This is a genomic window from Chryseotalea sanaruensis, from assembly GCF_003990915.1.
Classification (GTDB): Bacteria; Bacteroidota; Bacteroidia; order Cytophagales; family Cyclobacteriaceae; genus Chryseotalea; species Chryseotalea sanaruensis.
The window spans coordinates 28,964-53,634 of record NZ_BHXQ01000007.1; the positions used below are offsets into that span (position 1 = coordinate 28,964).

At 39.1% G+C, this 24,671-nt stretch carries 20 protein-coding genes; all 20 read right to left on the minus strand.

All coding sequences use genetic code 11. The annotated features are described in order from the left end of the window. Nucleotides 1-70: 70 nt before the first annotated feature. Nucleotides 71-994, minus strand: coding sequence for a HEAT repeat domain-containing protein (locus tag SanaruYs_RS17190; protein WP_127123841.1), 924 nt, complete (start codon nucleotides 992-994; stop codon nucleotides 71-73). A 343-nt stretch (nucleotides 995-1,337) separates the two neighbouring features. After that, complete coding sequence (locus tag SanaruYs_RS17195; RefSeq protein ID WP_127123842.1) at nucleotides 1,338-1,727, minus strand: response regulator; 390 nt, start codon at nucleotides 1,725-1,727, stop codon at nucleotides 1,338-1,340. Nucleotides 1,728-2,394: 667 nt separating this feature from the next. Continuing rightward, nucleotides 2,395-4,527, minus strand: coding sequence for a FlgO family outer membrane protein (locus tag SanaruYs_RS17200; RefSeq protein WP_127123843.1), 2,133 nt, complete (start codon nucleotides 4,525-4,527; stop codon nucleotides 2,395-2,397). A 229-nt stretch (nucleotides 4,528-4,756) separates the two neighbouring features. Then, entirely contained in the window at nucleotides 4,757-6,115 is a 1,359-nt protein-coding gene (locus SanaruYs_RS17205) for a TolC family protein (protein WP_127123844.1), read from the minus strand. Nucleotides 6,116-6,118: 3 nt separating this feature from the next. After that, nucleotides 6,119-6,805, minus strand: a complete 687-nt coding sequence (locus tag SanaruYs_RS17210) for an ABC transporter ATP-binding protein (RefSeq protein WP_127123845.1) — start codon at nucleotides 6,803-6,805, stop codon at nucleotides 6,119-6,121. Nucleotides 6,806-7,008: 203 nt separating this feature from the next. After that, entirely contained in the window at nucleotides 7,009-7,425 is a 417-nt protein-coding gene (locus SanaruYs_RS17215; RefSeq protein WP_127123846.1) for an OmpA family protein, read from the minus strand. A gap of 132 nt (nucleotides 7,426-7,557) precedes the next feature. Further along, nucleotides 7,558-8,547: a potassium channel beta subunit family protein gene (locus SanaruYs_RS17220; protein WP_127123847.1), complete on the minus strand. Its 990-nt coding sequence runs from the start codon at nucleotides 8,545-8,547 to the stop codon at nucleotides 7,558-7,560. 56 nt (nucleotides 8,548-8,603) lie between these two features. Beyond that, on the minus strand, nucleotides 8,604-9,167 hold the full coding sequence (locus SanaruYs_RS17225) for a DedA family protein (RefSeq protein WP_127123848.1): 564 nt from the start codon (nucleotides 9,165-9,167) through the stop codon (nucleotides 8,604-8,606). 15 nt (nucleotides 9,168-9,182) lie between these two features. Then, nucleotides 9,183-10,187, minus strand: a complete 1,005-nt coding sequence (locus tag SanaruYs_RS17230; protein WP_127123849.1) for an alpha/beta hydrolase — start codon at nucleotides 10,185-10,187, stop codon at nucleotides 9,183-9,185. 363 nt (nucleotides 10,188-10,550) lie between these two features. Further along, nucleotides 10,551-12,110: a cell division protein FtsZ gene (gene ftsZ / locus SanaruYs_RS17235; RefSeq protein ID WP_127123850.1), complete on the minus strand. Its 1,560-nt coding sequence runs from the start codon at nucleotides 12,108-12,110 to the stop codon at nucleotides 10,551-10,553. A gap of 100 nt (nucleotides 12,111-12,210) precedes the next feature. Next, on the minus strand, nucleotides 12,211-13,527 hold the full coding sequence (gene ftsA / locus SanaruYs_RS17240) for a cell division protein FtsA (protein ID WP_127123851.1): 1,317 nt from the start codon (nucleotides 13,525-13,527) through the stop codon (nucleotides 12,211-12,213). A 32-nt stretch (nucleotides 13,528-13,559) separates the two neighbouring features. Next, on the minus strand, nucleotides 13,560-14,324 hold the full coding sequence (locus SanaruYs_RS17245) for a cell division protein FtsQ/DivIB (RefSeq protein ID WP_127123852.1): 765 nt from the start codon (nucleotides 14,322-14,324) through the stop codon (nucleotides 13,560-13,562). Then, complete coding sequence (gene murC / locus SanaruYs_RS17250; RefSeq protein ID WP_127123853.1) at nucleotides 14,314-15,708, minus strand: UDP-N-acetylmuramate--L-alanine ligase; 1,395 nt, start codon at nucleotides 15,706-15,708, stop codon at nucleotides 14,314-14,316. The genes SanaruYs_RS17245 and murC overlap by 11 nt, the downstream gene beginning before the upstream one ends. After that, complete coding sequence (gene murG / locus SanaruYs_RS17255) at nucleotides 15,705-16,814, minus strand: undecaprenyldiphospho-muramoylpentapeptide beta-N-acetylglucosaminyltransferase (protein WP_127123854.1); 1,110 nt, start codon at nucleotides 16,812-16,814, stop codon at nucleotides 15,705-15,707. The genes murC and murG overlap by 4 nt, the downstream gene beginning before the upstream one ends. Before the next feature lie 75 nt (nucleotides 16,815-16,889). Then, nucleotides 16,890-18,068 (minus strand): FtsW/RodA/SpoVE family cell cycle protein, encoded by a 1,179-nt coding sequence (locus SanaruYs_RS17260; protein ID WP_127123855.1) that lies wholly within the window; start codon nucleotides 18,066-18,068, stop codon nucleotides 16,890-16,892. Further along, complete coding sequence (gene murD, locus SanaruYs_RS17265) at nucleotides 18,065-19,423, minus strand: UDP-N-acetylmuramoyl-L-alanine--D-glutamate ligase (protein WP_127123856.1); 1,359 nt, start codon at nucleotides 19,421-19,423, stop codon at nucleotides 18,065-18,067. The genes SanaruYs_RS17260 and murD overlap by 4 nt, the downstream gene beginning before the upstream one ends. Then, nucleotides 19,420-20,655 (minus strand): phospho-N-acetylmuramoyl-pentapeptide-transferase, encoded by a 1,236-nt coding sequence (gene mraY, locus SanaruYs_RS17270; RefSeq protein WP_127123857.1) that lies wholly within the window; start codon nucleotides 20,653-20,655, stop codon nucleotides 19,420-19,422. The genes murD and mraY overlap by 4 nt, the downstream gene beginning before the upstream one ends. Before the next feature lie 17 nt (nucleotides 20,656-20,672). Further along, complete coding sequence (locus tag SanaruYs_RS17275; protein ID WP_127123858.1) at nucleotides 20,673-22,136, minus strand: UDP-N-acetylmuramoyl-L-alanyl-D-glutamate--2,6-diaminopimelate ligase; 1,464 nt, start codon at nucleotides 22,134-22,136, stop codon at nucleotides 20,673-20,675. A gap of 64 nt (nucleotides 22,137-22,200) precedes the next feature. After that, nucleotides 22,201-24,246, minus strand: a complete 2,046-nt coding sequence (locus SanaruYs_RS17280) for a PASTA domain-containing penicillin-binding protein (RefSeq protein WP_306307942.1) — start codon at nucleotides 24,244-24,246, stop codon at nucleotides 22,201-22,203. 34 nt (nucleotides 24,247-24,280) lie between these two features. Further along, entirely contained in the window at nucleotides 24,281-24,670 is a 390-nt protein-coding gene (locus SanaruYs_RS17285; protein ID WP_170177240.1) for an FtsL-like putative cell division protein, read from the minus strand. Nucleotide 24,671 lies beyond the last annotated feature (1 nt).

The following is a 24,671-nucleotide window of genomic DNA, read 5'->3' on the forward strand; positions in this document are numbered from 1 at the left end:
TGAATTACTCAATAAAGAATTATTGAACTTTCTAAGATATTTAAAATGAGCTAAATACTATACTTCAAATTTACATGTGCTCATAATTTATTTCATACAGATCACCCTTAGTCTTAAACCAAGCTCTCACATCCTGCAAAGCTTCCTGATAATCATCAACCACGAGTTCGCCACTTACATCTGTTTTAAATGGGTAATCTGTTATAGCTGCTGCCAAATAATCTATTATTCTGAAGGCACATGTTATAGGTTTACTCCTTTCAGCATTAGTCGAGTTACAGTTTTTCTCATCGCGGTAGAGTTGTTCAATTAAATAATCGATGGTTGTTCTTTGTCGTGTGTATACAAGGTCGGGAAACAATGTGTACACTACGTCATCAGTTACACCTAACGATTTTACTTTGTCGAGTACAAATTGTGTTGCATTATCATCACCCATACGACTTAAAGCCAGGTAAGCAGCCCAACGCTGGCGCTCATTTGTAATAAGCTTTGCTTCTAATTTTTGTTGAAGAGCAGGTATAAGCGTTTTCACATCTAGAAAGCCTACCATTCGCAACAGTTTATCATAGTAGCCAGGTGATTGATTGATAAGTAGCACTAAACTATCTTTAGTTGCTAGGGTAAAATCATTTTTGGCGTATTTAGAAAGACAAGAGGCCACAAAACCGTTGATACCCGTATCAGTATCGAACCAACCACGTAATAAGTTCGAAACAACTTTTTGTCTGTCTTGTTGCATTATGCTTTGCATACCACGCTCATGCAATAAGTGGTAGGCATTCAATCGAATTATTGAAAGTGAGTCGTTTAGATAGGGTGTAATAAGCTCACATAAGATATCAATATCTATTTGCTTAATCTTTTCAACCACAACTCTTTCAGGATTTTCATTTCGATGGAGACTCACAAAATACTTCTCAATGTAATTATCGGAAGACTGAGCAAAAGCAGATAAACAGGAAAGCATAAATACAAAAGTGATATAGCGCATAAATTATTTTCAGTTTGCTAAAGCTATAGAATCTTCATGCTAAAAAAATTACCCGCATCTATGCATGTAATGAATTAAGTATATAATCAGAATTAGACTTTTGGGAACATTGAGATGGACTTTTAAAGGTCTTATCAACATAGTATTTCGGTCTGTGAGGACACAGACCGAGGTGAAGGAAGAAAAGCGTTAAATATCGTATCGTTACCTTAAGGGGAGACAATACTTAACGAACAACTCTAAATAGATATAGACACTGTCAATTCAGAAAAACGGTGTTTCGGTCTGTGGGGACACAGACCGAGGAGAAGGAAGGAGAGCCGAAGAAAAGTAATATCAAGCACTACTCAAACTTACGCTCTTGTAACAGCGGTAATTCGTCTGAGATGATTTGTCTGATGGATTGAATCAGGTTTTCATCTTTGATCACATAATTTCTAATGCCTTGTTGAATAAACTTAAGAACCTGTATGCCATCATCAATGGCGCTGGCCATAATTACAAGCGTGTCGGCTGGTAAATGATGTTGAAGCTGACCATATAGTTCAATGCCTGTCATGCCGGGCAGTTGATAGTCAAGTATTAAGATATCGGGATAGTTTTTTCTACACGCTGCCAAAGCTGTAAGGCCATCATCAAAAACACTCACCTCTGCTTCATACATTTTTTTTAGTGTAGTAGACAAGACAGAAGCTGTTAAGGGATCGTCTTCAACAATATAAATGCGTCTCATATAGAAAAAATGGTGGAAGTACTAGAATCAGATTTGCTGGAATTTCTGAAATGTTAGCAACTTATCCAAAAGGATGTTGATTTTTGGGGTTTTGCACTGTTTTATTTGCTCCTGTGTTAAAAAGTGATCTGATTAAAAGCTTCCCCTACGGAAGTCAATGAGCGGACGGAATACCGATTCATAATATGTTTATGTAAATAACATGAAAATAAAAAGCAAACCAGCTATAACGAAGGTAATCGTGTAAAAAAAATTAACAATTCTCCTTAGAATCAAAAGAACATGTAAATCTCTTATTAGCCTGACATCTGTGCTTTCTCTAATTTGAATTAGAACCTTATTTGAGTCTATGCCAGTTCTTCCATTATCATAACCAACAGCTAAGCCATATTTTTTCGATACTAACCACCATTTTCTTCTGAAAACCAAATCGATAAAAACCAACAAAGTCACATATATAAAAATATAATTCATTTATTTATTCCTCGTTACTTTCCTCAGTTGAAGTATCCTGATTTAGGTGAATAATTATATTGGAACTCAAACAATTAATAACTTAGTAATTCTATTGATTTCCTTGAAGCAGTTTGTTAAGTGAATATACAAACTAAGGAAAAAAAGACAGATTCAAAAAAAGACTTTGTTATCAATATGGTGCTGAAGTCCTCTATTTTATCGCTTGTAAAGCCGCCTCTGCTGCATAGCGTACATCTTTATTGGTAGATGAATCTAATATGCGTTGTATACTTTTGGTCGCTGGTGCTGCATCTTTTCCAATTTTACCTAATAATGTGATCAATTGAAATTGCAGGCCTCCCTCATGTATAGTGGTTTTATCCAAACGCGCCTGTAAAGGTGCTACGGCTGGCTTACCAATCTTTACTAATGCGTCCTTGGCCGCTTCTGTATCGTTGCCATAATTGGGCAGGGCGGCAATCATAAAGTTAATTGCGGTGCGATTTGTGGTCTTGCAATTACCCAGCACTTCAATTGCCAGTGTTTGTGCCTTTAATAAATCACTTCTTTCGTCTAATGACTTATGCGCAAGGAAAGCTACTAGTGTAGGTTCGAGAATCCTGGGTGCATCATCTTTCAAAGTAAGAAACTTCATTACTTTAAGCTGTTCGCTTACTATAGAACCTTTTAGTATTTTCTCAGCTTCTTCAAGGGTGGGGATAACACCGGGTACTGGAATATCATATTTAACACAAAAATTCAAACGGTCTTCCTGCTGGCTTTGATAAGGTGTGCTAACTGCATATTGTGCAAATCGATTACGGCTAAGTTCCACTAGTTTTTTAAGTTCAGCTTCTGGGTAGTCACGTTTTATCTCGTTATTTCTTTCCTCATAGGTTGTTAGCTTAAAATGCCAGGCAAAATCGTATAACTGCTCTGATGCTTTTGGATAATCCTGCTGATTGATAAACTCAGCAATCCATTGAATAATCTCTGATTTTCTTACTTCATTTTCTTCTTCTTTATACATCGAAGTTAATTCAGAGAAAAAAGTAGCCTTATGTTTATCATCCAACATCAGGTCTTTACTATATCGTTCATACACATATTGTCGTAACCCCTGATTTTTTTTCAAGCCCTCCATCATTTCGAAGTAGGCTGTTTCTTTACTAATGGGTAAGGGTAAACCAAGCTTGCCATTGGATACTACGCTGAAAAAATCGTCAATCCTTGTTTTCGAAACATCAACAGCGGTATTGCTTGGTCTTGCTAATAAATAATCCAGGTAGTTTGATAACCAGTAGTTGCCTATGCGAGATATGGCACTAAAGGCCGACTCCCACTCTGCCTCCTGAAGTTGTTCATCGTTCACTAAAAAGCGTATGATTTCCAATGCACGGTCATCTTTAGTGGGATAGGCGATGGTATCTAAAGTTTGCATCAAAAAACGATTGTAATTTCCTTGCTGGATTTTGTATCGGCTAAAAGTGTACATAACATCAAAATGTAAGAGACCACAGCTATTGTCAAAAGCTGTTTGCATGGCTTCACTGGCTACAGCATCAATTTTTTGTTGGGTAGATAAATCGCTGAGTTTAGTTCTGAACTCCTTCACTTTTATTTTACATAAATCAGCCACTGACGGTTTTGGTGTTTCATTAACCCCATTGGCATTGTTGATGGTAACGTTAATAGCTGGTGATGTTACTTGTTGAGCCGGTAAGGTATTATCAGGTGTAGGTTTGCTGGTTGGCTCTTTAAATAATGTTGCCAGATTTTTATCTACTTTAATACGTCCTGCAAAACTCATCAATACTTCTCCGGAAGAAACATCGAGCAAACGCGCACTTACATCTACATAAGTTTTAAGTTTAGTATACGTACCGGAGAGTATTACATCAATTGGTGCCAACTGACCAATTTTTAGTGCGGCAGCGGGCTTCATCAAATCACTTAGTTCCAGTTCTTGTTCTTTCAAAATAGCATCAAGTCGTGTGCGCTCGAAAAGTTTAACCTTGCTGGTGTAATTACCCACCTGACCCATAATTGTCTCCGTTAAATACTCACCAAACTGAGGTGAATTTTGAATCGATGATTTTGTGGCTGTAAAAGGAACAATACCCAGACGCATGGGTGACTTTGGCACAGGTACATTAATCAACTTCTGTGTAAGCTCATTGGTTACAACAGCGTAGTTTCTAGGCTTTTGACCATAGACTATGCCGCTGCAAAATATAAGAATGAGTAGAGCATACTTCATGTAAACAATTTTTGATTTAAGGACAGTTGGAACCTCGTAATTTTCATGTCCTTTTGACAGAAATGTGCTTATGCAAGGTTTCATTTTTAAAGTTTAATAAAGATTTAACCAAACGCAAGGGCAATCAAGATAATTTAGATTGTTACTTGAAAAAATCATGCCTCATACTTCTCAGCTATCGTTAGACTGTAAAAGCTGATGCGCTATAAATCTGCACAATGAGGTATGTTTTTAAGTATAATATTGGGCAAAATAAAAAAAGCCTCTGCTGGTTTGCAGAGGCTCTTGGGGTTAGGGAAAATTTGGTTGGTTGTTATGGAATGTCTTCAAACTTTAAAGTGCCTGTGGCATAACTAATTAATATTTTCTGGAACATTAACGTATAGCGCGCACTCTCAAAATCACCTTGAGCTTGTGTGTAGTTTTGGGTTGCCTGTGTTAACGCAACAATATCAGAAATACCTAAACTATATCTTTCCTTTTCGAAATTATAAGATATTTCTGCAGCTTTTAACTGTGCATTTGTAGCTTCATAATTAGAGCGGGCATCTCTGTAGTTTTGGTATGCCAGCATTACCGATGATTTAACCTGAATTTCAGTATTGGCAGTAGTTAGCTTAGCATTTTCATAATTCATTTTAGAACGAACTACATTTGTACGGGTTTGAAAGCCACCAAAAATAGGTATGGTAAAACTTACACCATAGGTCAGCTGCGTGTTATCTGTAAGAAACTGATCATTGAAAGAGCGATTATTTGGGAAAAAATTCTCTTCCGGGTTTGGGTGTATATAGTTATAACGCGAACCATATTGCAAGAATGCATTGATACTTGGCAAGTAGGTTCCCTTTGCTGAATAGAATCCAAAGCGGTTAGCTTTTTCTGTTGCTTTTGCAGATTCAAGATCACTGCGATTTTCTAAAGCAGTTTCATTTAATTGCTCTATTGACAGCACATCAGCATCTGCTACATTAACATCCCATGCCGGCTCTTCCAACTCAAACGAAACAAGCGGATCTATTTGTAAAGTAGTGGCCAGAATAGTCTTATTGTTTCTTAATGTATTGCGGGAACGCAACAAAAGTAATTCAGCATTTTTTACCTGATAATCCTGGTTGTATAAATCAACTTCTGGTCTGCTCCCAGCAAGCACTTGTTCGCGGATTTGGTCATACTGCTGTTGTTGTGTTTCAAGGTTTTTTTGCTGAATTATTGCTAAGCGCTGATCTAATAAGCAACGTAGAAACTGATTGGCTACATTGGTAATAACATCCTGATCTGTTCTTTTAACCAAGTTTAGTTGTGCATCGTTTTGCAATGCTGTCTGCTTAAAGGTTGTAATTGTACTCATGCCATTAAACAGTGGCATAGAGGCATTCAGGTTAGCGCCAACAAAATCAAGCACACCATTAATTACCTGACCTTCTTGCTGGTTAAAGGAGTTACCATCGTTTCTTCCGGCATTACCCTGAATATTTACACTGGGTGCCAACTGTAGCATACTGCTATTTTTAGCAACCGTAGACGTTACTAAATTATTCTTGGCCTGGTTTAACGCCAGGTTATTTTGCAAACCAAGCTTCACTGCTTCTTTAAACGAAAGCGTCAATGGGGCTTGTGCTACAGCTGTAAATGAAATTACGATTATACAAAGTATCAATACTATTCTCATTGATTAAGCATTTACTGTTAGACGTTCATCTTGAACAATGGCACCATCACCCAAACGCACAATGCGCTTACCATATCGGGCATTCTCTTCTGAATGGGTTACCTGAATAATAGTGATACCTTCATCATTTAGTTTCTGGAATATTTCCATGATATGTTTTCCTTGCTCGCTGTGCAAATTACCCGTTGGTTCATCGGCAAGTAATAATTTAGGCTGACCAACAATGGCACGGGCTATACCCACCAGCTGTTGTTGTCCACCAGAAAGTTGCTCCGGAAATAAATCCTTTTTAGCCACCATATTAAAGCGATCTAATAATTCGGCCACCATACTCTTGCGTTGTGCGCTGTTTACACCTTTGTACAGTAATGGTGTTTCAATATTTTCGTAAACTGTTAATTCATCAATAAGGTGATAGGCTTGAAAAATAAAGCCGATGTAGTTTTTGTGCATGTCGCTCTTCTGCTTTTCCTTCATGCGATGCACAGGTTCATCAAAAAAGAAATACTCACCTGCAGAAGGTTCATCCAACATCCCAATAATATTCATCAAGGAAGATTTACCCGCACCACTGGGCCCCATAATGGTAACAAACTCTCCTTGTTGAATTTCCAGGTTAACTCCCTTTAAAATAAACGTGCGCTGAAAGCGGGAATCCACGTATTTGTCAATGTCTTTAAGGTTGATCATGCTTTAAATTTTAGACGTAAATCCATACACTGAGGTAACAGTACAGCCATGAATCCTAAGCATCATGACCAATATAATGCCAAGGAAAAAAGGCCTTAAAAACTCAAAAATAAGGCTTTTAGTGTAATACAGGCGTTCGCTATCGAAAAGCGCTGTTCTTTTTCGGACACTTTAACTTCTAATGCTTAGAATACCAATTTCGTTTAGAATACTATAGGGTATAAAATAACGTCTACCCTCCTGTTCATTTGCATGCCTCTGTAGGTCTGGTTGCTGTAAACTGCATCATCCAGCCCCCAGTCTTTTCTGCTGATTTTATGCTGGGGAATATTGCGTTGTAAAACGAGTTGTTCAACGGACTCACTACGCATTTTGGATAGCCACTCGTTGTAACGCTTACCACCAATGGGATCGGTGTGGCTAATCAGATGCACTTCGTAGCGATCAATGTTAGGAATGGAATCAAGCCAATGTAGTAAAGACTGCTGCTGAAACGAATCGATGTCGTAACTACCGCCACCGAAATAAATGCTCATACGAATTTCGTCTGTCGTTTGCTGCTGAGCACGTACAGTAACCGAAAGTGAGAATAGAACAACGATGGCAATGCGTATCATCATTCTTATAAAATTTATAACTCAATTTCCTTTAGTTAAGCCATTTTTTTTACCTCACCTCCAGTCCTCTCCTGTAGAGAGGAAGAATAAGGAAGCTTAACTAAACGACATTTATTTATAACTTAAGTACACTGATTAAAACGAAGGAGGCGCTGGTTTGTTCTTAAGTATCTGCTCTATCTGCTCCATTACCTGTGGTGTTAAGCGGTCTCTTCCCTCAAAAGCCTTAAAATTTTCTATTAACTGCGCTCTTTTGGAAGCACCTAATATTACGGTACTTACATTTTCATTTTTTAAACACCAGGCTAAAGCCAAAATTGGCATGGTCATGCCTAAGTCAAACGCGAATTTTGTTAGCTCCTTAACCCTTTTCATGTTGGCTTCAACTAAAGTATTATCTCTTAACCAATCCAAACCCTCAATGCCAAGGCGTGTTCCCTCCGGAAAGCCATCATTATACTTACCCGTTAAAACACCCGAGGCCAATGGCGACCAAATAGTTGTTCCCAACCCAACTGTTTTGTAAAGCTGAGCAAACTCGCCTTCTACCTTGTTGCGCTCTAGCATGTTGTACTGAGGTTGTTCCATGGTGGGGCCAATTAATGAGTAACGTTGTGCCACCATGTGTGCTTCCATAATTTCTTGCGCACTCCATTCACTTGTTCCCCAATATAAAATTTTACCCTGTTGTATCAGGTTGTGCATTGTCCAAACCGTTTCTTCAATGGGTGTCTGCTTATCCGGACGATGACAGAAATATAAATCGAGGTAATCAAGTTGGAAGCGTTTCAACGCTTGCTCGCAAGCTTCTACCAAATGCTTTCTGTGCAAACCCTTCTGTGTAGGTTTAAGATCTTTACCTCCTAATCCAAAAAAAGCTTTACTGGAAACGATATAGCTATCGCGCGACCAACCTTTCTTTTTTAAAATTTCGCCCATCACTTCTTCTGATTTACCCCTCGCATAAATCTCTGCGTTATCAAAAAAGTTAATGCCGTTGTCGTAAGCTATGGTCATGAGTTCATCGGCAATACCATTTTCGATTTGCTTGCCAAAGGTTAACCAAGAGCCAAATGAAAGTGCACTTACTTGCAAGCCTGATTTTCCGAGACGTCTGTATTCCATACTATGTTAATTTGAAATTTGAAATTTGAAATTTGAAATTTTTAGAATTATTTTCCTTACTCCACATGTAATGAGTTACTAATGATTCTTTTTACAATATAACCAATCAACAATCCAAAAGTTGTAAAACCGATAACAACGTAGGTAAAATTATTTTCGAAAGAGCTGGTATCTAGCTGAAAAACAGAGCCAACAAAGTACCCAACAGTGCTCACTACCGTTGCCCAGAATAAACCCGAAATGATAGTAAACAACAAATACCGAGAAGGCGTCAAGCCACTCATTCCGAAAACCACCGGGATAATTACCCTAAACCCATACAAAAAACGATAGCTTAACAATAATTGCAACTGATACCGCTGAAAAAGATTGGTGACAGGAGCAACCAGCGCTTTTAATTTTGGTTTGCGCTCAATAAAATATTTTCCATTGAGTCTGCCTATTAAATAATAAATCCAATCGCTAATAAATGAACCAGAAAACGCAAAGAATACAGTAAAGGGGAATTCAAAGAAACCCTTATGAATAAGTGACGAGGCAATCAGAATAGCAGTTTCTCCCTCGAAAAACGTTCCTACTAATAATGCCAGATATCCATATTGATCTAAAAACTGTTGCATGCCGTAAAAATCTCATCAAAACTGACTTTGCAGCTTTAATGTTTGTGTGGCAAACTTAACAATCTCTGCGTAAACTGCAGGAACATCTTTTGATGCCATCGGGCTTCCTAATACATGCGCCCCAGCAGTGGGAATCGCTATGGCAAATTTTAAGGAGTCTGGTGTGCTAAGTTGTTCATTCATTTTCAGCATAGCACTTACTTTCACCTGAGGATCCTGTTCCTCTTCGTTCTTGAAATAGTATAGTGTTAATGAGGGTTGTGTAATTTTTTCAAATGTCTCTTTCACCATACTTGCTTCCAGCAATTCCTGCAATTGTATTGTGGCTTCTAATCTGTACAAACCGTTCCAATACTGCCACCGTTGGCTCTCTTCAGAAATTCCGGTTTTATTATACTTGCCACCCATCACAACTCTGGCAATTTGCAAACCCCAGGGGTCGTTTAATAAAAAAGCAGCTGGATTATTAATACGAATATTAGGTGAAAGATTTATTAAAGCATGCACATCATCAGGATACTCTGCAGCCAGTTTTATTGCAACGGTTCCCCCTGTAGATGTACTCAGAAGAATAACTTTATTGCCAAGTTGTTTGCCAATTGCCAAAGCTTGCTTGGCAGTTTCCCAGAGGCGGTCAGCCGTAAAATACAGTAGAGCATCCGTTGTATCTACACCATGGTCAGCCAGTCGTGCTAAATATAAATTGCAACCAAACTGTTTGGCGAAATTGCGATGCACAGGATTGCCTTCTTCCTGACTGGCGCTAAAGCCGTGCAGGTAAACCACTGCATACTCTGTTTTTTGTTTTAAGGAATCGTTAAGCCACACTATTCTGGCTTCATTGTCTTTTTTAAGTTGATGTTTTGCTTCGTTTTCGCTTATGAAGGTCTCCAATTCACCAGCTTCTTGTGGTACCTGAGGCATACTGAGGTTAAAAACCGGTGAGTCCGGTCTTCCACCTGCCAGGTAAATAGCTGCTGAGACTAATAAGAGTGCAATAAGTATTTTACGCTTCTTCATAATGTAAGGTACTCATTTTTCTTCAACAGCATCCTAAAGGATAATTTCTAATTTCAAATTTCAAATCTCAAATTTTGAATTTTGAATTTTGAATTTTGGATTATCTGTTTGAACGCAAAAAGCCCCTGCTATGCGGGGCTTCTTGCGTTGAAAAAATGGTCAGGTACATGAGACCTGCAACACTAAAAAGAAAGGCATGCCGTTACCGGCTAAAAATATTTACTACCAACAACCACTACGAATGGAGTAAAGTACCTGTCATAACGGCCATGCCAATTTCTTGTATCGTTGATAGTTTATAGTTGTTGGTTGTTCGCTTCTTTTTAAAGTTCAAATCAACAGCTACTTACTATCAACAAATTATTAATCTACATTATCGTGTAAGAATTTATTGTTACCTAAAATGTTATTGTCATCATTCAAATTATACTTCGAAATAAAAGGCTCTGATGAATGAGGTACGTCTTGCATCTTCACACCTCTGCGCATGTAAGCTGGTAATGCCCACTTTTCGCTAAATTCCTCTTTAGTCATTTCTGATTTCTTGCCTTCCTTCAATTTGTTTTTACGTAGCTCTGCCTGTTGACGCAAGCGCTCACGTGTAGAACGCAGTTCCATCATGCCTTCGTCATTGATTTTCTGATCGCCAAAAGCTTCAGCGTTCGTATCGTATTCATCGTCAGCTCTGAATAAACCATCTTCTCCATCATCCTCATCTTCTAAATCGAAAGAGGCATTAGGTTTAGAAAAGTTTGTTGTAAAAACTACTTCACGTGAAGCTGGTCTATCGTCATCCTCTTCTTCAACCTTAAATTTATTGGGCTTGAGTTCAGGCGCTACTTTGCCTCCCATAGGCGCATCCTTTGCTTCTTTTGCCTCGAACAACCAACCTTGTGATCGGTCGAGGTCATGAACCTTTTTTGCCTCTTCTTTTTTCTCCTGCTTTTTAGCTTCTGCATCAAAACCGGTAGCGATTACCGTTACACGAATACGATCACCCAAACTTTCATCTACACCGTGACCGAAAATCATTTCTGCTTCTTGTCCAGCTTGTGCCTGTATGTATTCCGTAATCTCACTCAACTCATCCATTGAAAGCTCAATGTCAGAACCTGAGAAAATAGAAAGCAGTATACGCTTGGCGCCCATGATATCACGGTTATCAAGTAGTGGCGAGGAAAGCGCAGCCTCTGCAGCTTTCTTGGCACGGGTATCACCTCTTGTTTCGGCAGTACCCATTACAGCAGCACCGGCATTAAGCATTACGGTACGCACATCCTGGAAGTCAACGTTAACGTGGCCTGTCAGTGTTATAATTTCCGCAATACCTTTTGCAGCCGTTGTTAATACATTATCAGCTTGTGCAAATGCCTGACCGATTGGTAAGTTTCCGTAAATCTCACGAAGTTTATCATTCAATATCATCAGAACTGTATCACAGTTTTGACGCAACTCATCTATACCAATCTGCGCTTGCGAAAATTTCTTTTTACCTTCCCATCCGAAGGGAACAGTAATAATGCCTACTGTGAGTATATCCATTTCTTTGGCAATCTTCGCTAACACAGGAGCAGCCCCAGTTCCGGTTCCCCCACCCATACCAGCAGTTACGAAAACCATTTTTGTGCCATTGAGCATTTCACGAATTTGTTCGCGACTTTCAATTGCTGCTGCACGACCCACATCAGGGTTGGCACCGCAACCTAAACCTTCTGTCAGGTTAGTACCAATTTGTAATTTATACGGAACAGGACTACTGTTAAGCGCCTGTGCATCGGTGTTGACCACCACAAATTCTACATCTTTAATGCCCTGCTTGAACATGTGGTTCACCGCATTGCTTCCACCTCCACCTACGCCAATTACTTTGATAATTGACTTGTGGTGTTTGGGGATTTCGAATTTATATCCTGAATCAAACATAATCTTTTTATTTAGTGGTTGTTCTTTAAGTAGTAAGACTTTAGTACTAAGACATAAGATTTAAAAATTTACTTATGTCTTAATACTTACATCTTAAAATCTAGTACTCGTTCTTATCATTCAAATCGTCTATTAACAAACTCTTGGTTTTAGTAAGTATATCGTTAAAGAAATTCTTAGAAGAAGATGGCATACTTACCGGCTTCTTGGCCTTTACTGTTCTAATCACTTCTCTTGCTTCTTTGTAGCGGTCTTCACGCTCATCTAAAGAACGGAAACCTGACAATACCAATCCCACTGCAGTTGCATACATCGGGCTCTTCACAATTTCAACTTTACCTTTGCCTAAGTGTTCGTTAGGATAACCAACTCGTGTATCCATGCCCGTCATATACTCAACTAACTGCTTGAGGTTAGCTAATTGTGCACCACCACCAGTGATGACAATTCCACCTGCTAGTCTGTTCTCATAACCGGAAGCAATAATTTCTGAATGTGCCATCTCAATGATTTCTTCCATTCTTGCCTGAATGATATTTGAGAGATTCTTTACAGAAATTTCTTTGGTATCACGGTTTCTGATACCCGGTATTGCTACAATCTCATTAGCATTTGCTTCTTCAGCGATAGCACGACCGAATGAAGTTTTCAGACGTTCAGCTTGTTGTTGCAATACCATAAGCCCCTGCTTAATATCATTGGTCACAATATTTCCACCGAAAGGAATTACCGCTGAATGACGAATGATATTATCGTAGAATATCGCGATATCTGTGGTGCCACCACCGATATCGATTAAGCAAACACCTGCTTCTTTTTCTTCATCACTTAATACCGCTAAACTTGAGGCAAGTGGTTCAAGAATTAAATCTTCAATCTCTAGACCAGCTTTGCGCACACACTTATGAATATTGTTGATGGCATTTGTTTGCGCAGTGATCACATGGAAATCTGCCTCAAGACGAACACCTGACATACCTACAGGTTCTTTAATACCTTCTTCGTAATCCACCATGTAATCTTGTGGCATTACATGAATAATCTGGCTTCCTGGCGGAACTACCATGCGGTACATATCTTGTGTAAGACGCTCTATATCGTCAACAGTTATTTCGTCTTCTTTTGAAGAACGAGTTATACCGCCATGTTGAACAAAACTTTTTATATGTTGACCCGCAATACCAACATTGACTACACCGATATCAATGCCTGATTGATCGCTGGCTTCTTTTATAGCTTTTTCAATGGCATATACAGTTTTATCAATATTAAACACGATGCCTTTAACAACACCTTCGCTTTCTGCTTTACCCATTCCCAGGACTTCGAGTTTACCAAACTCATTTTTGCGACCAACAATCGCGCATATTTTAGTTGTGCCTATGTCGAGACCTACAACTATTTTTTCGTGTTCCATGCTTCTGTATTTAGTGGTTGTTATTTTTTAAATTATTCCGCTACGATTTGTCCTTCGTATTGGAGATTAACTCGCTTATATTTATTCCATCCCTTCACAGGGAGTATCTCTTTGTAGAAAATCATCAACTTCTTCAATTTCTCCTCTGCATTATCCGCTTGACCGAATTCAATCAACTCATCCCCCACCTGTGGAAAAAGATTGATATTCCGCTTAGAATCGATGTCTAATTGTGCTATTTGTGCCTTCCAAAAATCATCATCCTCAATCATTTCTATCAGTGCCAACAGTTGTTTTCCTTCTTCTGTTTTATTCAAATTACCCATAGCCAATAGGTTGTGGGCATACGAACCACTGATCAGAATAACTCTTGCTGTGAACTTTTCAGAGACTGGCATAACAGTTCCGTCTTCAGCGATATAACCATCAGGTCCATCGTTGCGCACAATACGTGCGATAGGTCTGCGCAAGTCTACATTCACCAACAGATTACCCTTAAGATCACTATACAATTCTGCATCTTCTATAAACTTATCAGCCTTAATGCGTTTTTCAATTTCCTTCAAACTGATACTACCCATTGATGCACCGATCAGATTTTGTTGATTGAATTGCATTAATCGTCTTACATCTTCTTCATCAATAAAATGGTTATTCTCTATGTTATCTATATCAATCGAAATTTGCTTCACAGCAGTATCGTTTGTTTCACGTTCAGCAAAAGCAATGAGTACCAGGAGCGCAGCAAGTGCCAGCACACCTTTGATTTCATTTCGCATGTTGAGTTTAAGCTTCATACTTTTCAGTCAACATTTTTTTAATTGGTTGTACAAACGTATCAATATCGCCAGCGCCTACTGTCGCCACCAGCTCCAGTGTAGAATCTCCTAATGCTGCCATCAAATCCTCTTTGGAGCATCTTACCTTCTTCTTACTTGTTACATCTTTAAAAATGATATTGGAATCAACACCTTCAATGGGTAACTCACGCGCGGGATAGATGTCCATTAAGAACAATTCATCTGCCAGACTCAAGCTTTCTGCAAAACCTTTTGCAAAATCGCGGGTACGTGTAAACAAGTGTGGCTGAAAGATTACCGACAACTTTTTACGAGGATACATTGATTTCAATGATCGCAAGAAGGCTTCAATCTCTGTAGGATGATGCGCATAGTCATCAACAAAAGTTACATTACTTCCTTTAAGGATAAACTCAAACCTTCTCTTTACTCCCTTAAAAGAAGTAAGTGCCTGCTTAATTGTCGCCAAATCAACTCCTACTTTATGTGTGGCCACAGCAGCAGCAATTGCATTTTCTACATTATGAAAACCGGGGATACCGAGAGAGATATGTTGAACTTTTCCGAAACCGTGAAGGTCAAACTCAAAAAATCCTCCTTTCGAAGTAATGTGCTCGGCAAAAAAATCTCCCCGACTCATACTGTAATTAACCTTTGCAATATCTTTTAAGTCGTGGGTTAATAAATCATCAATAGATTCATGAATGATTAACGATCCTTTCTTATTAATCTGTTTTACAAAATCTTTAAATGAAGTAATTACACTTTCATGATCACCATAAATATCAAGGTGGTCAGGATCAGCATTGGTAACGATAGCCACTTCAGGAAATAATTTTAAGAAGGAGCGATCAAATTCATCAGCCTCTACAACTACAAGGGTATCGTCTGTTACCTCACCATTCATAACAAGATTTGACTCATAGTTTGTAGTAATACCACCCAAAAAAGCTACCATCTTTCGATCAGCTACTTTTAAAATATGTGCCACCATGGATGAAGTGGTCGTCTTGCCGTGAGTTCCCGCCACAGCAATAGTCTTGTAATTTTTAGTAAGCAGACCCAATACTTCTGAGCGCTTCAAAATCGTGTAACCGTTTTCCTTCAGGTATGCATGTTCAGCGTGATCTTTGGGAATTGCCGGTGTGTAAATTATAAGCGTCTTCTCCTTATTTTCTTTTACTAATGCAGGGATGGCGTCTACAGCATCATTAAAATGAATCTGCATACCTTCTGCTTGCAGGGCCTCCGTTAGTGCAGTGGATGTTTTATCGTAACCAAATACGTGTAGTCCTTTTTTAATAAACCAACGTGCCTGAGCACTCATGCCTATACCTCCAATCCCGAGGAAATAAATAATATCGTATTTGTCTAGTCTCACTTAATCAATTCCTCAATTTCATTTACTATATCACTTGTAGCACCAGGTCTGGCCAATGCTTTTATATTTGTTTGTAATCGTTGACAACGCACCTCGTCAAATAGCACTGTTAAAGCAGTATCAACTAAGCTTTTCATCGCGTCAACATCTTTTACTAAAACCGCTGCGTCCTTAATAACTAAAGCCATTGCATTTTTTGTTTGATGATCTTCCGCTACATTGGGTGAGGGCACTAGTATAGTAGCCTTACCCGCAATACAAAGTTCAGAAACGGCCAGCGCGCCACTTCTGGAAATAACCACATCAGCGGCAGCATAAGCCAAGTCCATCTCTTTTAAAAAGTCGTACAGACGCACTCTACGCAAATCATATTTTGATAAAGCTTCTTTACAGTCGACATAGTAGCCTTTACCTGTTTGCCAGATTATCTGTACTTCTGTTTCTTGAAGCTTTTCCACGTTCTTCAAAATACTTTTGTTGATTGTTCTGGCACCAAGACTCCCTCCTATAATCAAAAGTGTTTTCTTGTTTGCATCGAAACCAAAATGGCCAAGTGCCTTGCTTCGCTTCGAATCAATTTCTAATAAATCTTTACGAACCGGATTACCTGTTAATACAATCTTCTCTTTAGGAAAATAATTCTCCATGCCCTCGTAGGCAACACATACTTTCTTTACACGACTGGCAACTTGTTTGTTAGCTAATCCTGCAAAAGAATTTTGTTCCTGAATAACTGTTGCATATCCTAATCGAGTGGCTGCCATCATAATAGGGCCACTGGCATAACCACCTGTGCCTATAACCGCATGTGGTTTAAATCTTTGTAAGATGGCAACAGCCCTCAGGTAACTAAACACAAGTTTAAAAGGGAACAACAAATTTTTCCATGTAAGCTTGCGTTGAATACCACTGATCCACAAACCAATAATTTTATAGCCTGCTTCAGGAACACGTACCATCTCCATTTTACCCTGTGCACCAACAAATAAAATTTGTGCATCCGGATACCGCTGACGGAATTCATTAGCAATGGCGATGGCTGGGAAGATGTGTCCTCCGGTTCCTCCTCCACTGATGATGAGACGATATGGTTTTTCCTTTTTCAACTCTTTACTTATCCTTTTAATCGCTTTACGCTTCAGGCTGCAAGCTTGAGGCTTGAAGCGTAAAGCATGCAGCTGTTATGCTGCCTTCGCAGTTAGATTTTTCTCTTTAATTTCCTGTTCACCTTTCTGTTTATCCCACACTTGATCTTGCTGTTCTCCTCTGCTCACACTCAACACTATTCCTAAAGCAAGTCCTGTAAATACCATTGATGTACCTCCCATAGAAATCAAGGGTAAGGGCTGACCAGTAATGGGACCAAGGCCAACAACAACACCCATGTTTACCATTGCCTGACAGACTAAGTCAAAACTTAAACCGGCAGATAATAATCCTCCGAAAGCACGTTCACTATTGTAAGCTGCTTTCATCCCACGATGTAATAGAATGAGATAGAGTAACAAGACTACAATACCGCCAATCATGCCGTACTCTTCAATTACGATAGCATATACAAAATCTGAATACGGATGTGGTAGTATATTTCTTTGATCGCTGTTACCTGGTCCTTTTCCTGCTACACCTCCTGTTGCAATGGCTATGCGTGCATGCTTAGCCTGAAAAGGAAGTTCAGTACCATTAACAAAATTTTTGATACGATTCTTTGCCGTTTCACCACGGACACCAAAAGCGACTGCCAGTGCTCCGAATAGTAAGCCAACAAAAACAAGCATGGCTAAATATCGCGCTGGTACACGACCGATAAACATAATGAGCATACATGTTATTAAGAGTAGTACCGCTGTTGATAAATTGGTTAATGCAATCAATCCACAAATAATACCACACCAAAACAGAATCGGAATCAAAGACTCCTTGATATCATCTATATTTTGTTGACGTTTAGCCAACATGCTGGCCAGGTTTACGATCAGTGCTAAACTCGCAAAATCAGATGGTTGAAAGGATGTTCCGATCAGTGGAATCTGAATCCAACGTGCTGCATCATTGATGGTTGTTCCGTTTGTAAAAGTGTAAATCAATAGGGGAACACTTACCAATAAAGCAATCTTGGATAACTTAGAGTAGTAGCGATAGTCAACCTTATGTGCAAACCACATGGCAGCAAGTCCGATAAACACGTGCATTGTGTGAGTGAGCAAAAACTTTTCAGGACTCACGGTACGCTTAAATGCCAGCGTGCCAATGGAACTGTACACTACAAGGATACTGATCATTGATAATGCAAACACAACGGCCCAGATGACTTTGTCACCTTGTAAATTTTTATCGGCCCACGCTTTTACTTGATTCATTTGGATTGGCCCTCCACTTCCATTTTTAATTCTAATACGGCAGATCTGAACTGATCTCCTCGATCTTCATAATTCTTAAATAAATCAAAACTTGCACACGCAGGTGATAACAAAACCACATCGCCCTTCTGAGCTTCTGCTAGTGCCATTTTTACCAACTCTTTTACACTTTGTGTCTCTTTAATAGTAGACACAACATTGCCAAAAGCTTTCTTCAGTTTGTCATTTTCCTTACCTAAACAAATTAAGGTTCTCACCTTTTGTTTTACTTCTTTCTCAATTAATGTGTAATCATTACCCTTATCTACACCGCCAGCGATCCACACGAGTGGGCCTGTATAACTTCCCAACCCATACACTACTGAATCTACGTTTGTTGCTTTTGAATCATTAACAAACTCGACACCATTAATTACTGCCACCGATTCGAGACGATGGGGTGCATTTTTGAAAGTTGCTAAACCTTTACGAATGGCTTGTTCACTTAAACCTGCCAACTGAGCAGCAGAAACCGCTGCCATAGTATTGATCAGATTATGTGGACCCTTTAGTGTAGTTTCACTTTGAGCAATTTTAAATGCTTCACTAAAACCAAAGCTCATTCTTGTCCCATCATAATGAACCGGTGTTGATTCATCTGATAAAGAGATAGCCAGTTGTTGACCAGCAATTGGTCTTGCTTTTACTTCATGTTTCAGGATTGCATCATCTGCATAGTAAATGAAAGTATCTGTATCACTCATATGTCGAGTGATTCTGAACTTCGAGTTTATATAGTTTTGCAATTGATACTCGTAGCGATCTAAATGATCAGGAGTAATGTTTAACAAAACACCCACTGCTGGTTTAAATGTAGTAGTGCCATCCAATTGGAAACTACTGATTTCTATTACATACCAGTCGTGATCTTGCTCTGCAATTTGTCTGGCTAAACTAAAACCAACATTTCCGGCTAATGCAACTTTAACACCTGCTTCTTTAAGCAAATGAAAGGTAAGTAGCGTTGTTGTTGTCTTACCGTTGGTGCCTGTAATAGCAATTACTTTTCCTTTGATAAAGCGGAACCCAAATTCCAATTCATCAATAATTTCAATACCAGCATACTTACACTTTTTAATAATTTCTGCTTTATCAGGAATGCCCGGACTCTTAATAATTAAAGAGGCATTGATAATTTTTGCTTCAGTGTGCTGACCTTCTTCAAAATCAATTTTATGAGCCAGTAATTCTTGCTTGTATTTATCCTTAATTGGTGATTGATCAGAAACAAAAATTTCATAGCCCTTCTTGCTGGCCAACAAGGCTGCCCCTGTTCCACTTTCTCCTGCACCTAATATTACTATTCTCTGCTTCATCTTAACTTAAGTGTTGCTAGTGTTAGTATGGCTAGTAATATTCCTACAATCCAGAAGCGTGTTACAATTTTTGCTTCATGGATTTGTAATTTTTGATAATGGTGATGTAAAGGCGACATCAGGAAAATTCTTCTTCCTTCACCGTACTTTTTCTTTGTGTATTTGAAATAAGTAACTTGGATAATCACCGATAAATTCTCCACCAGGAAAATACCACACAGGATTGGGATCAGTAATTCCTTGCGAACGGCAAGTGCGATAACTGCAATAACACCACCCAAAGTAAGACTGCCCGTATCGCCCATAAATACCTGAGCCGGATAAGCATTATACCATAAGAAACCCAAGCAGGCTCCGACTAGTGCCGTACAGAAAATTACTAACTCACTCAAGTTAGGAATGTACATGATGTTCAAATAGGAGCTAAAGTCAATACGACCTGATAAGTAAGCGAAAATAGCCAGCGTGAGTGCAATGATACCAGAAGTGCCCGCGGCCAAACCATCAATACCATCGGTAATGTTAGCACCATTCGATACTGCAGTGATAATAATGATTACAACTAGTGTATAAACTACCCAAGTGTAATCAGTAGATATGAATGGAAGTAATTTTCCGTAGTCAAGCTCATTATTTTTAACAAAAGGAAGTGTTGTTTTGGTGGAGGGTACATCCTTGTATTCAAGTCTGTTTTCTTGCTCTTGTAATGATAATGTTTCAAGACTGGCAAGCTCCGCTGGCTTTACACTTACTTCGCGTACTACCACACTATCATTAAATGAAAGTGTAATGCCTACAATAAGTCCTAACCCAACTTGCCCGATAATTTTAAATCTCCCTGCTAAACCCTTTTTATCTTTCTTGAAAACTTTAATATAATCATCAAGGAATCCGATTAAACCTAACCAGATAGTTGAGATGATTAGCAGAATCACGTAGACATTATCCAACTTGGCTAAAAGAATGGTTGGAATTAAGATAGCCATGATGATGATGATGCCTCCCATTGTAGGCGTACCCTTTTTCTCCAACTGACCCTGTAAACCTAGATCACGAATATCTTCCCCTACTTGCTGTCTGCGTAAAAAATTAATCAATGCCTTACCAAAGAAAATAGTAATGATTAAAGATAATACAGCTGCCATTCCTGCACGGAATGATATATACCTGAACACACCTGCTCCGATGAGGTCAAACTGTTTATCTAAATAATCAAACAAATAATAAAGCATACTTAATAATCGATTTTCTAATTCACAATAAGCTTCAGCATTCTCGTCACTACTTCTTTATCATCAAAAGGATGTTTAATTCCCTTTATCTCCTGGTAATTCTCATGTCCCTTTCCTGCAATCAAAATGATATCGCGTTCCTTCGCCATCATACAAGCAGTTTTTATGGCTTCTTCACGGTCTGCCATTACTAAAGTCTTTCTCGCTTCAGATGGCATAACACCGGTTTGCATTTCACGGATAATCTCTATTGGTTCTTCATCTCGAGGATTATCGGAAGTCAATACAACTTTATCACTCATACGACAAGCAATAGAGGCCATGAGTGGTCGCTTGGTTTTGTCTCTGTTACCACCACAGCCAACTACTGTAATCACCTGTTCGTTTCCAGTTCTGAATTGTGCAATAGTATCTAACACATTCTTTAATGCATCTGGTGTGTGCGCATAATCAACAATGGCAATTACTTTAGAGCCAGGCATTACCAATTCGAATCTTCCTGGCGCACCCTGCAGATTAGATAAGTGCCGTAATACCTCATCTGAGTCTTCACCCAATAAAACTGCAGCACCATATACACCCAACAAATTATAGGCATTGAAATCACCGATCAGTTTAAACCAGACAATCTTGTTATTAACTTCAAGTTCAAGTCCTTCAATGGAGTTAGTAATGATCTTACCTTTAAAATCTACCATCTTCTTCAACCCAAAGGATTGTTTCCTCGCCTTTGTGTTTTGAAGCATCACCATACCTCGTTTATCGTCTGCATTCACCAAAGCAAAAGCACTGCTGCTCAATTCATCAAAGAACTTCTTCTTCGCACGAATGTAGTTATCAAAGGTTTTGTGGTAATCGAGGTGATCGTGGGTGATGTTGGTAAAAATTGCTCCAGTAAAGTGTAAACCAGCAATACGTTCCTGATCTACCGCATGTGAGCTGACTTCCATGAATACATGAGTACAACCTGCTTCCAACATCTGCTTCAACAAAGCATTAAGTTGAATTGGGTCAGGAGTAGTATGCGTAGCTAGCACATCTTTATCCACAATTTTATTAACAACTGTGGATAACAATCCGCAACGGTGTCCTAATGAACCAAACAACTGATACAAAAGTGTAGCTGTGGTTGTTTTACCATTGGTACCGGTAACACCTACTAGCTTTAATTTTTGTGACGGAGAGCCAAAAAAGTTAGCAGCAATAATTCCCAGCGACTGAGCACTGTCTTTGACGGTGATGTAGGTAATTTTTTCATTTATTGTAGCGGGTAATGTTTCACAAACAATTACAGCTGCGCCATTAGCTACAGCTTTATCAATAAACTCGTGCCCGTCAGAAGTCGAGCCCTTCACTGCCACAAACAAAAATCCGTTTTTTACTAAGCGCGAATCAAAAGCAATATTGCTTACTTCCACATTCATGTTACCGAACGTAGACGTAAGTGATACTTTGTATAATATGTCTTTTAACTCTGCCATAGGCCTTTGCCTCACCCCTGTCCCTTCTCCAAAGGAGAGGGGTTAGGGGTGAGGCTTTACTCTTTTAACTTAGTCGTATATAAATTCTATCTCCTTTATTAATTCGTGCACCGGCAGAGATGGATTGTGAAGCCACTCTTCCTTTGCCTTCGTAAAAAACTCTTAAGCCCGATTGCTCTAATAAAAAAATTGCATCGCGGAAAGTCATACCGGTTACATCGGGTACCAGGTCTTTTCCAACGGTTGCTTTCTTTAAATTAACGCCTGCTCCTGCTCTTGCTGTTTTCACCCACTCTTCTTCTGTTTGGGAGTGGGTTGAAATACCTAACTCGTTGCATAGCATCGTTAACTCTTCCTGATGTCCACCCCTGATTACAGGAAGCGCATCATCTTCCATTAATCTTTTCTTATCCATGGCCATGTGCAACTCTATATCTCTTGAATAAATGTTATCAGCTATCTCTTTAAAAACTGGTGCAGCCACACTACTGCCATATTGTTGCCAGCCTCTTGGATTTTTTATCAATACAATAGCACTGTACTTGGGGGCATGTGCCGGAAAGTAACCTACAAATGATGTGATGTATCGTTGCGTGTAACGGCCATTATCCAAAATTTGAGCAGTACCAGTTTTACCCGCAATGCGATAATGCGTGCCTCGAATATTTTTTGCAGTACCACGTTCGACAACACCTTCAAGCATAAGCTTGAGTTTTATTAATGTTTTGTTAGAACAAATTTTATCATTCAGTACTTCAGTCTTGAATGCTTCTTCAACATCATCTGCTTTTTTAACCTCTCTTACGAGAACAGGCTTGATCATTTTACCGTCATTGGCTACTGCATTAAACAATGCCAGTGTATGTAATGGTGTAATTTCAAAACCATAACCATAAGCCATCCACGGAAGTGAAATACCACTCCAACCTTTTTCACCCGGACGATGAATTTTAGGTTGTGGCTCTCCTGTAATCTGTATGCCAAGTGGTTGCGATAATTTTAGACGATCTATATAATCGACAAACTTCTGTGGTTTGTTGCCAAACTGTTTGTTTACCAGCTTTGCCATAGCCACGTTGGAAGAATGTTCGAATGCTTCTTGCACTGATATTTTACCCAACCCTTTTTCTTCGTGATCTCTTACTTTTTTATTGTAGAAGATAGCCTCTCCGTTTCCTGTATCAATAGTATCTGTTAATTCAACGTTACTGTCTTCTAATAAGGCAATCATGGTTACCAGTTTAAAAGTAGAACCCGGTTCGAATAGACCTGCCGTTGCAAAATTGAAACGTTCAGAGAAGTTGCCTTTCCCATCGCTACTCAAATTTGAAATGGCTTTAATCTCGCCTGTCTTTACTTCCATTACTACTACTAATCCGTCATCAGCATTGTGTTGCACCATAGCCTTGTGTAAGGCAGTTTCGGTTACATCTTGTAAGTTGATGTCGAGTGTGGTTTGCAAATCCATACCATCTACTGCTTTCACATTATTAGCATCGAATATCGGTTTCCAGATACCTCCTGCAATTTTTTGGTAGTAAGCGTAACCATCCTGACCCCCCAGGTAATTATTGAAACTGTATTCAAGACCTGCGCCTTTATTATCTTCATTTACATAGCCAATGGTTCTTCTGCTTAAGTTCGAGAAAGGATGATGGCGTACGTCAATCTTTTCGAAAATGGCACCTCCACGTAATCTTCCTTCACGGAAGATAGGCCATTCCATCATTTGCTTTTTATCCTGATAGTCGATTTGCTTGCGACTTAATACAACGTATTTTTTACCGGAAGATCGTGCGTCCACGAGCATACGCTTGTAGTCTGTCTTGGATTTATCTTTAAAGAATACAGATAAATGATAAGCTAAGGAGTCAATGCCTTCTTTGAACACTTCATCTTTAGGTAATGTAGCATCGAATGCGATTTTATAGAAAGGAAGAGACGTTGCCAATAGGCTGCCGTTGTCTGAGTAAATATTGCCTCGGGTAGCCTGCACAGTTTTATAATCAAAAGAAATGCGCTCGCCCATAGCGGCCCACTTCTCCCCTTCAATCACCTGAATGTGACCTGTCTTTACTACCACAGCGATAGCAAAGAGGGTTACAAACAAAAATGCAATCCTTACTCTTATTAATATGGACTTCTTAATATTCACCTTCTTCTACAACTACTTTAGTGGGCGGTGTTAAACTTTCTTTTAATCCGTAGGCTTTCACTTTTATGGCTACTTCGCTTTGCTTGCTGGCAAACATCAGGTCTGACTTCAGCGTGGTATAATCTGCGCGTAAGTCTTCTACTTCTGCTTGTATATGATTGATCTTCCGTACTGTCTTTTCCGCGTAATGGGTATTGCCGATATAGAATAGTGCCAAGCCTAATACAAATAATATCTTAGGCAGATACTGAATAGGAAAACCCTCTTCAAAATAGCTTTCGAGATTCAGTTTTTTCTCCAGCCCGGAAAACACACTATTGCCAGGCTCACCCTTGGCAGCAGTAATCTTTTTGGGTTCGATTTTGAATTTATTCTCCATG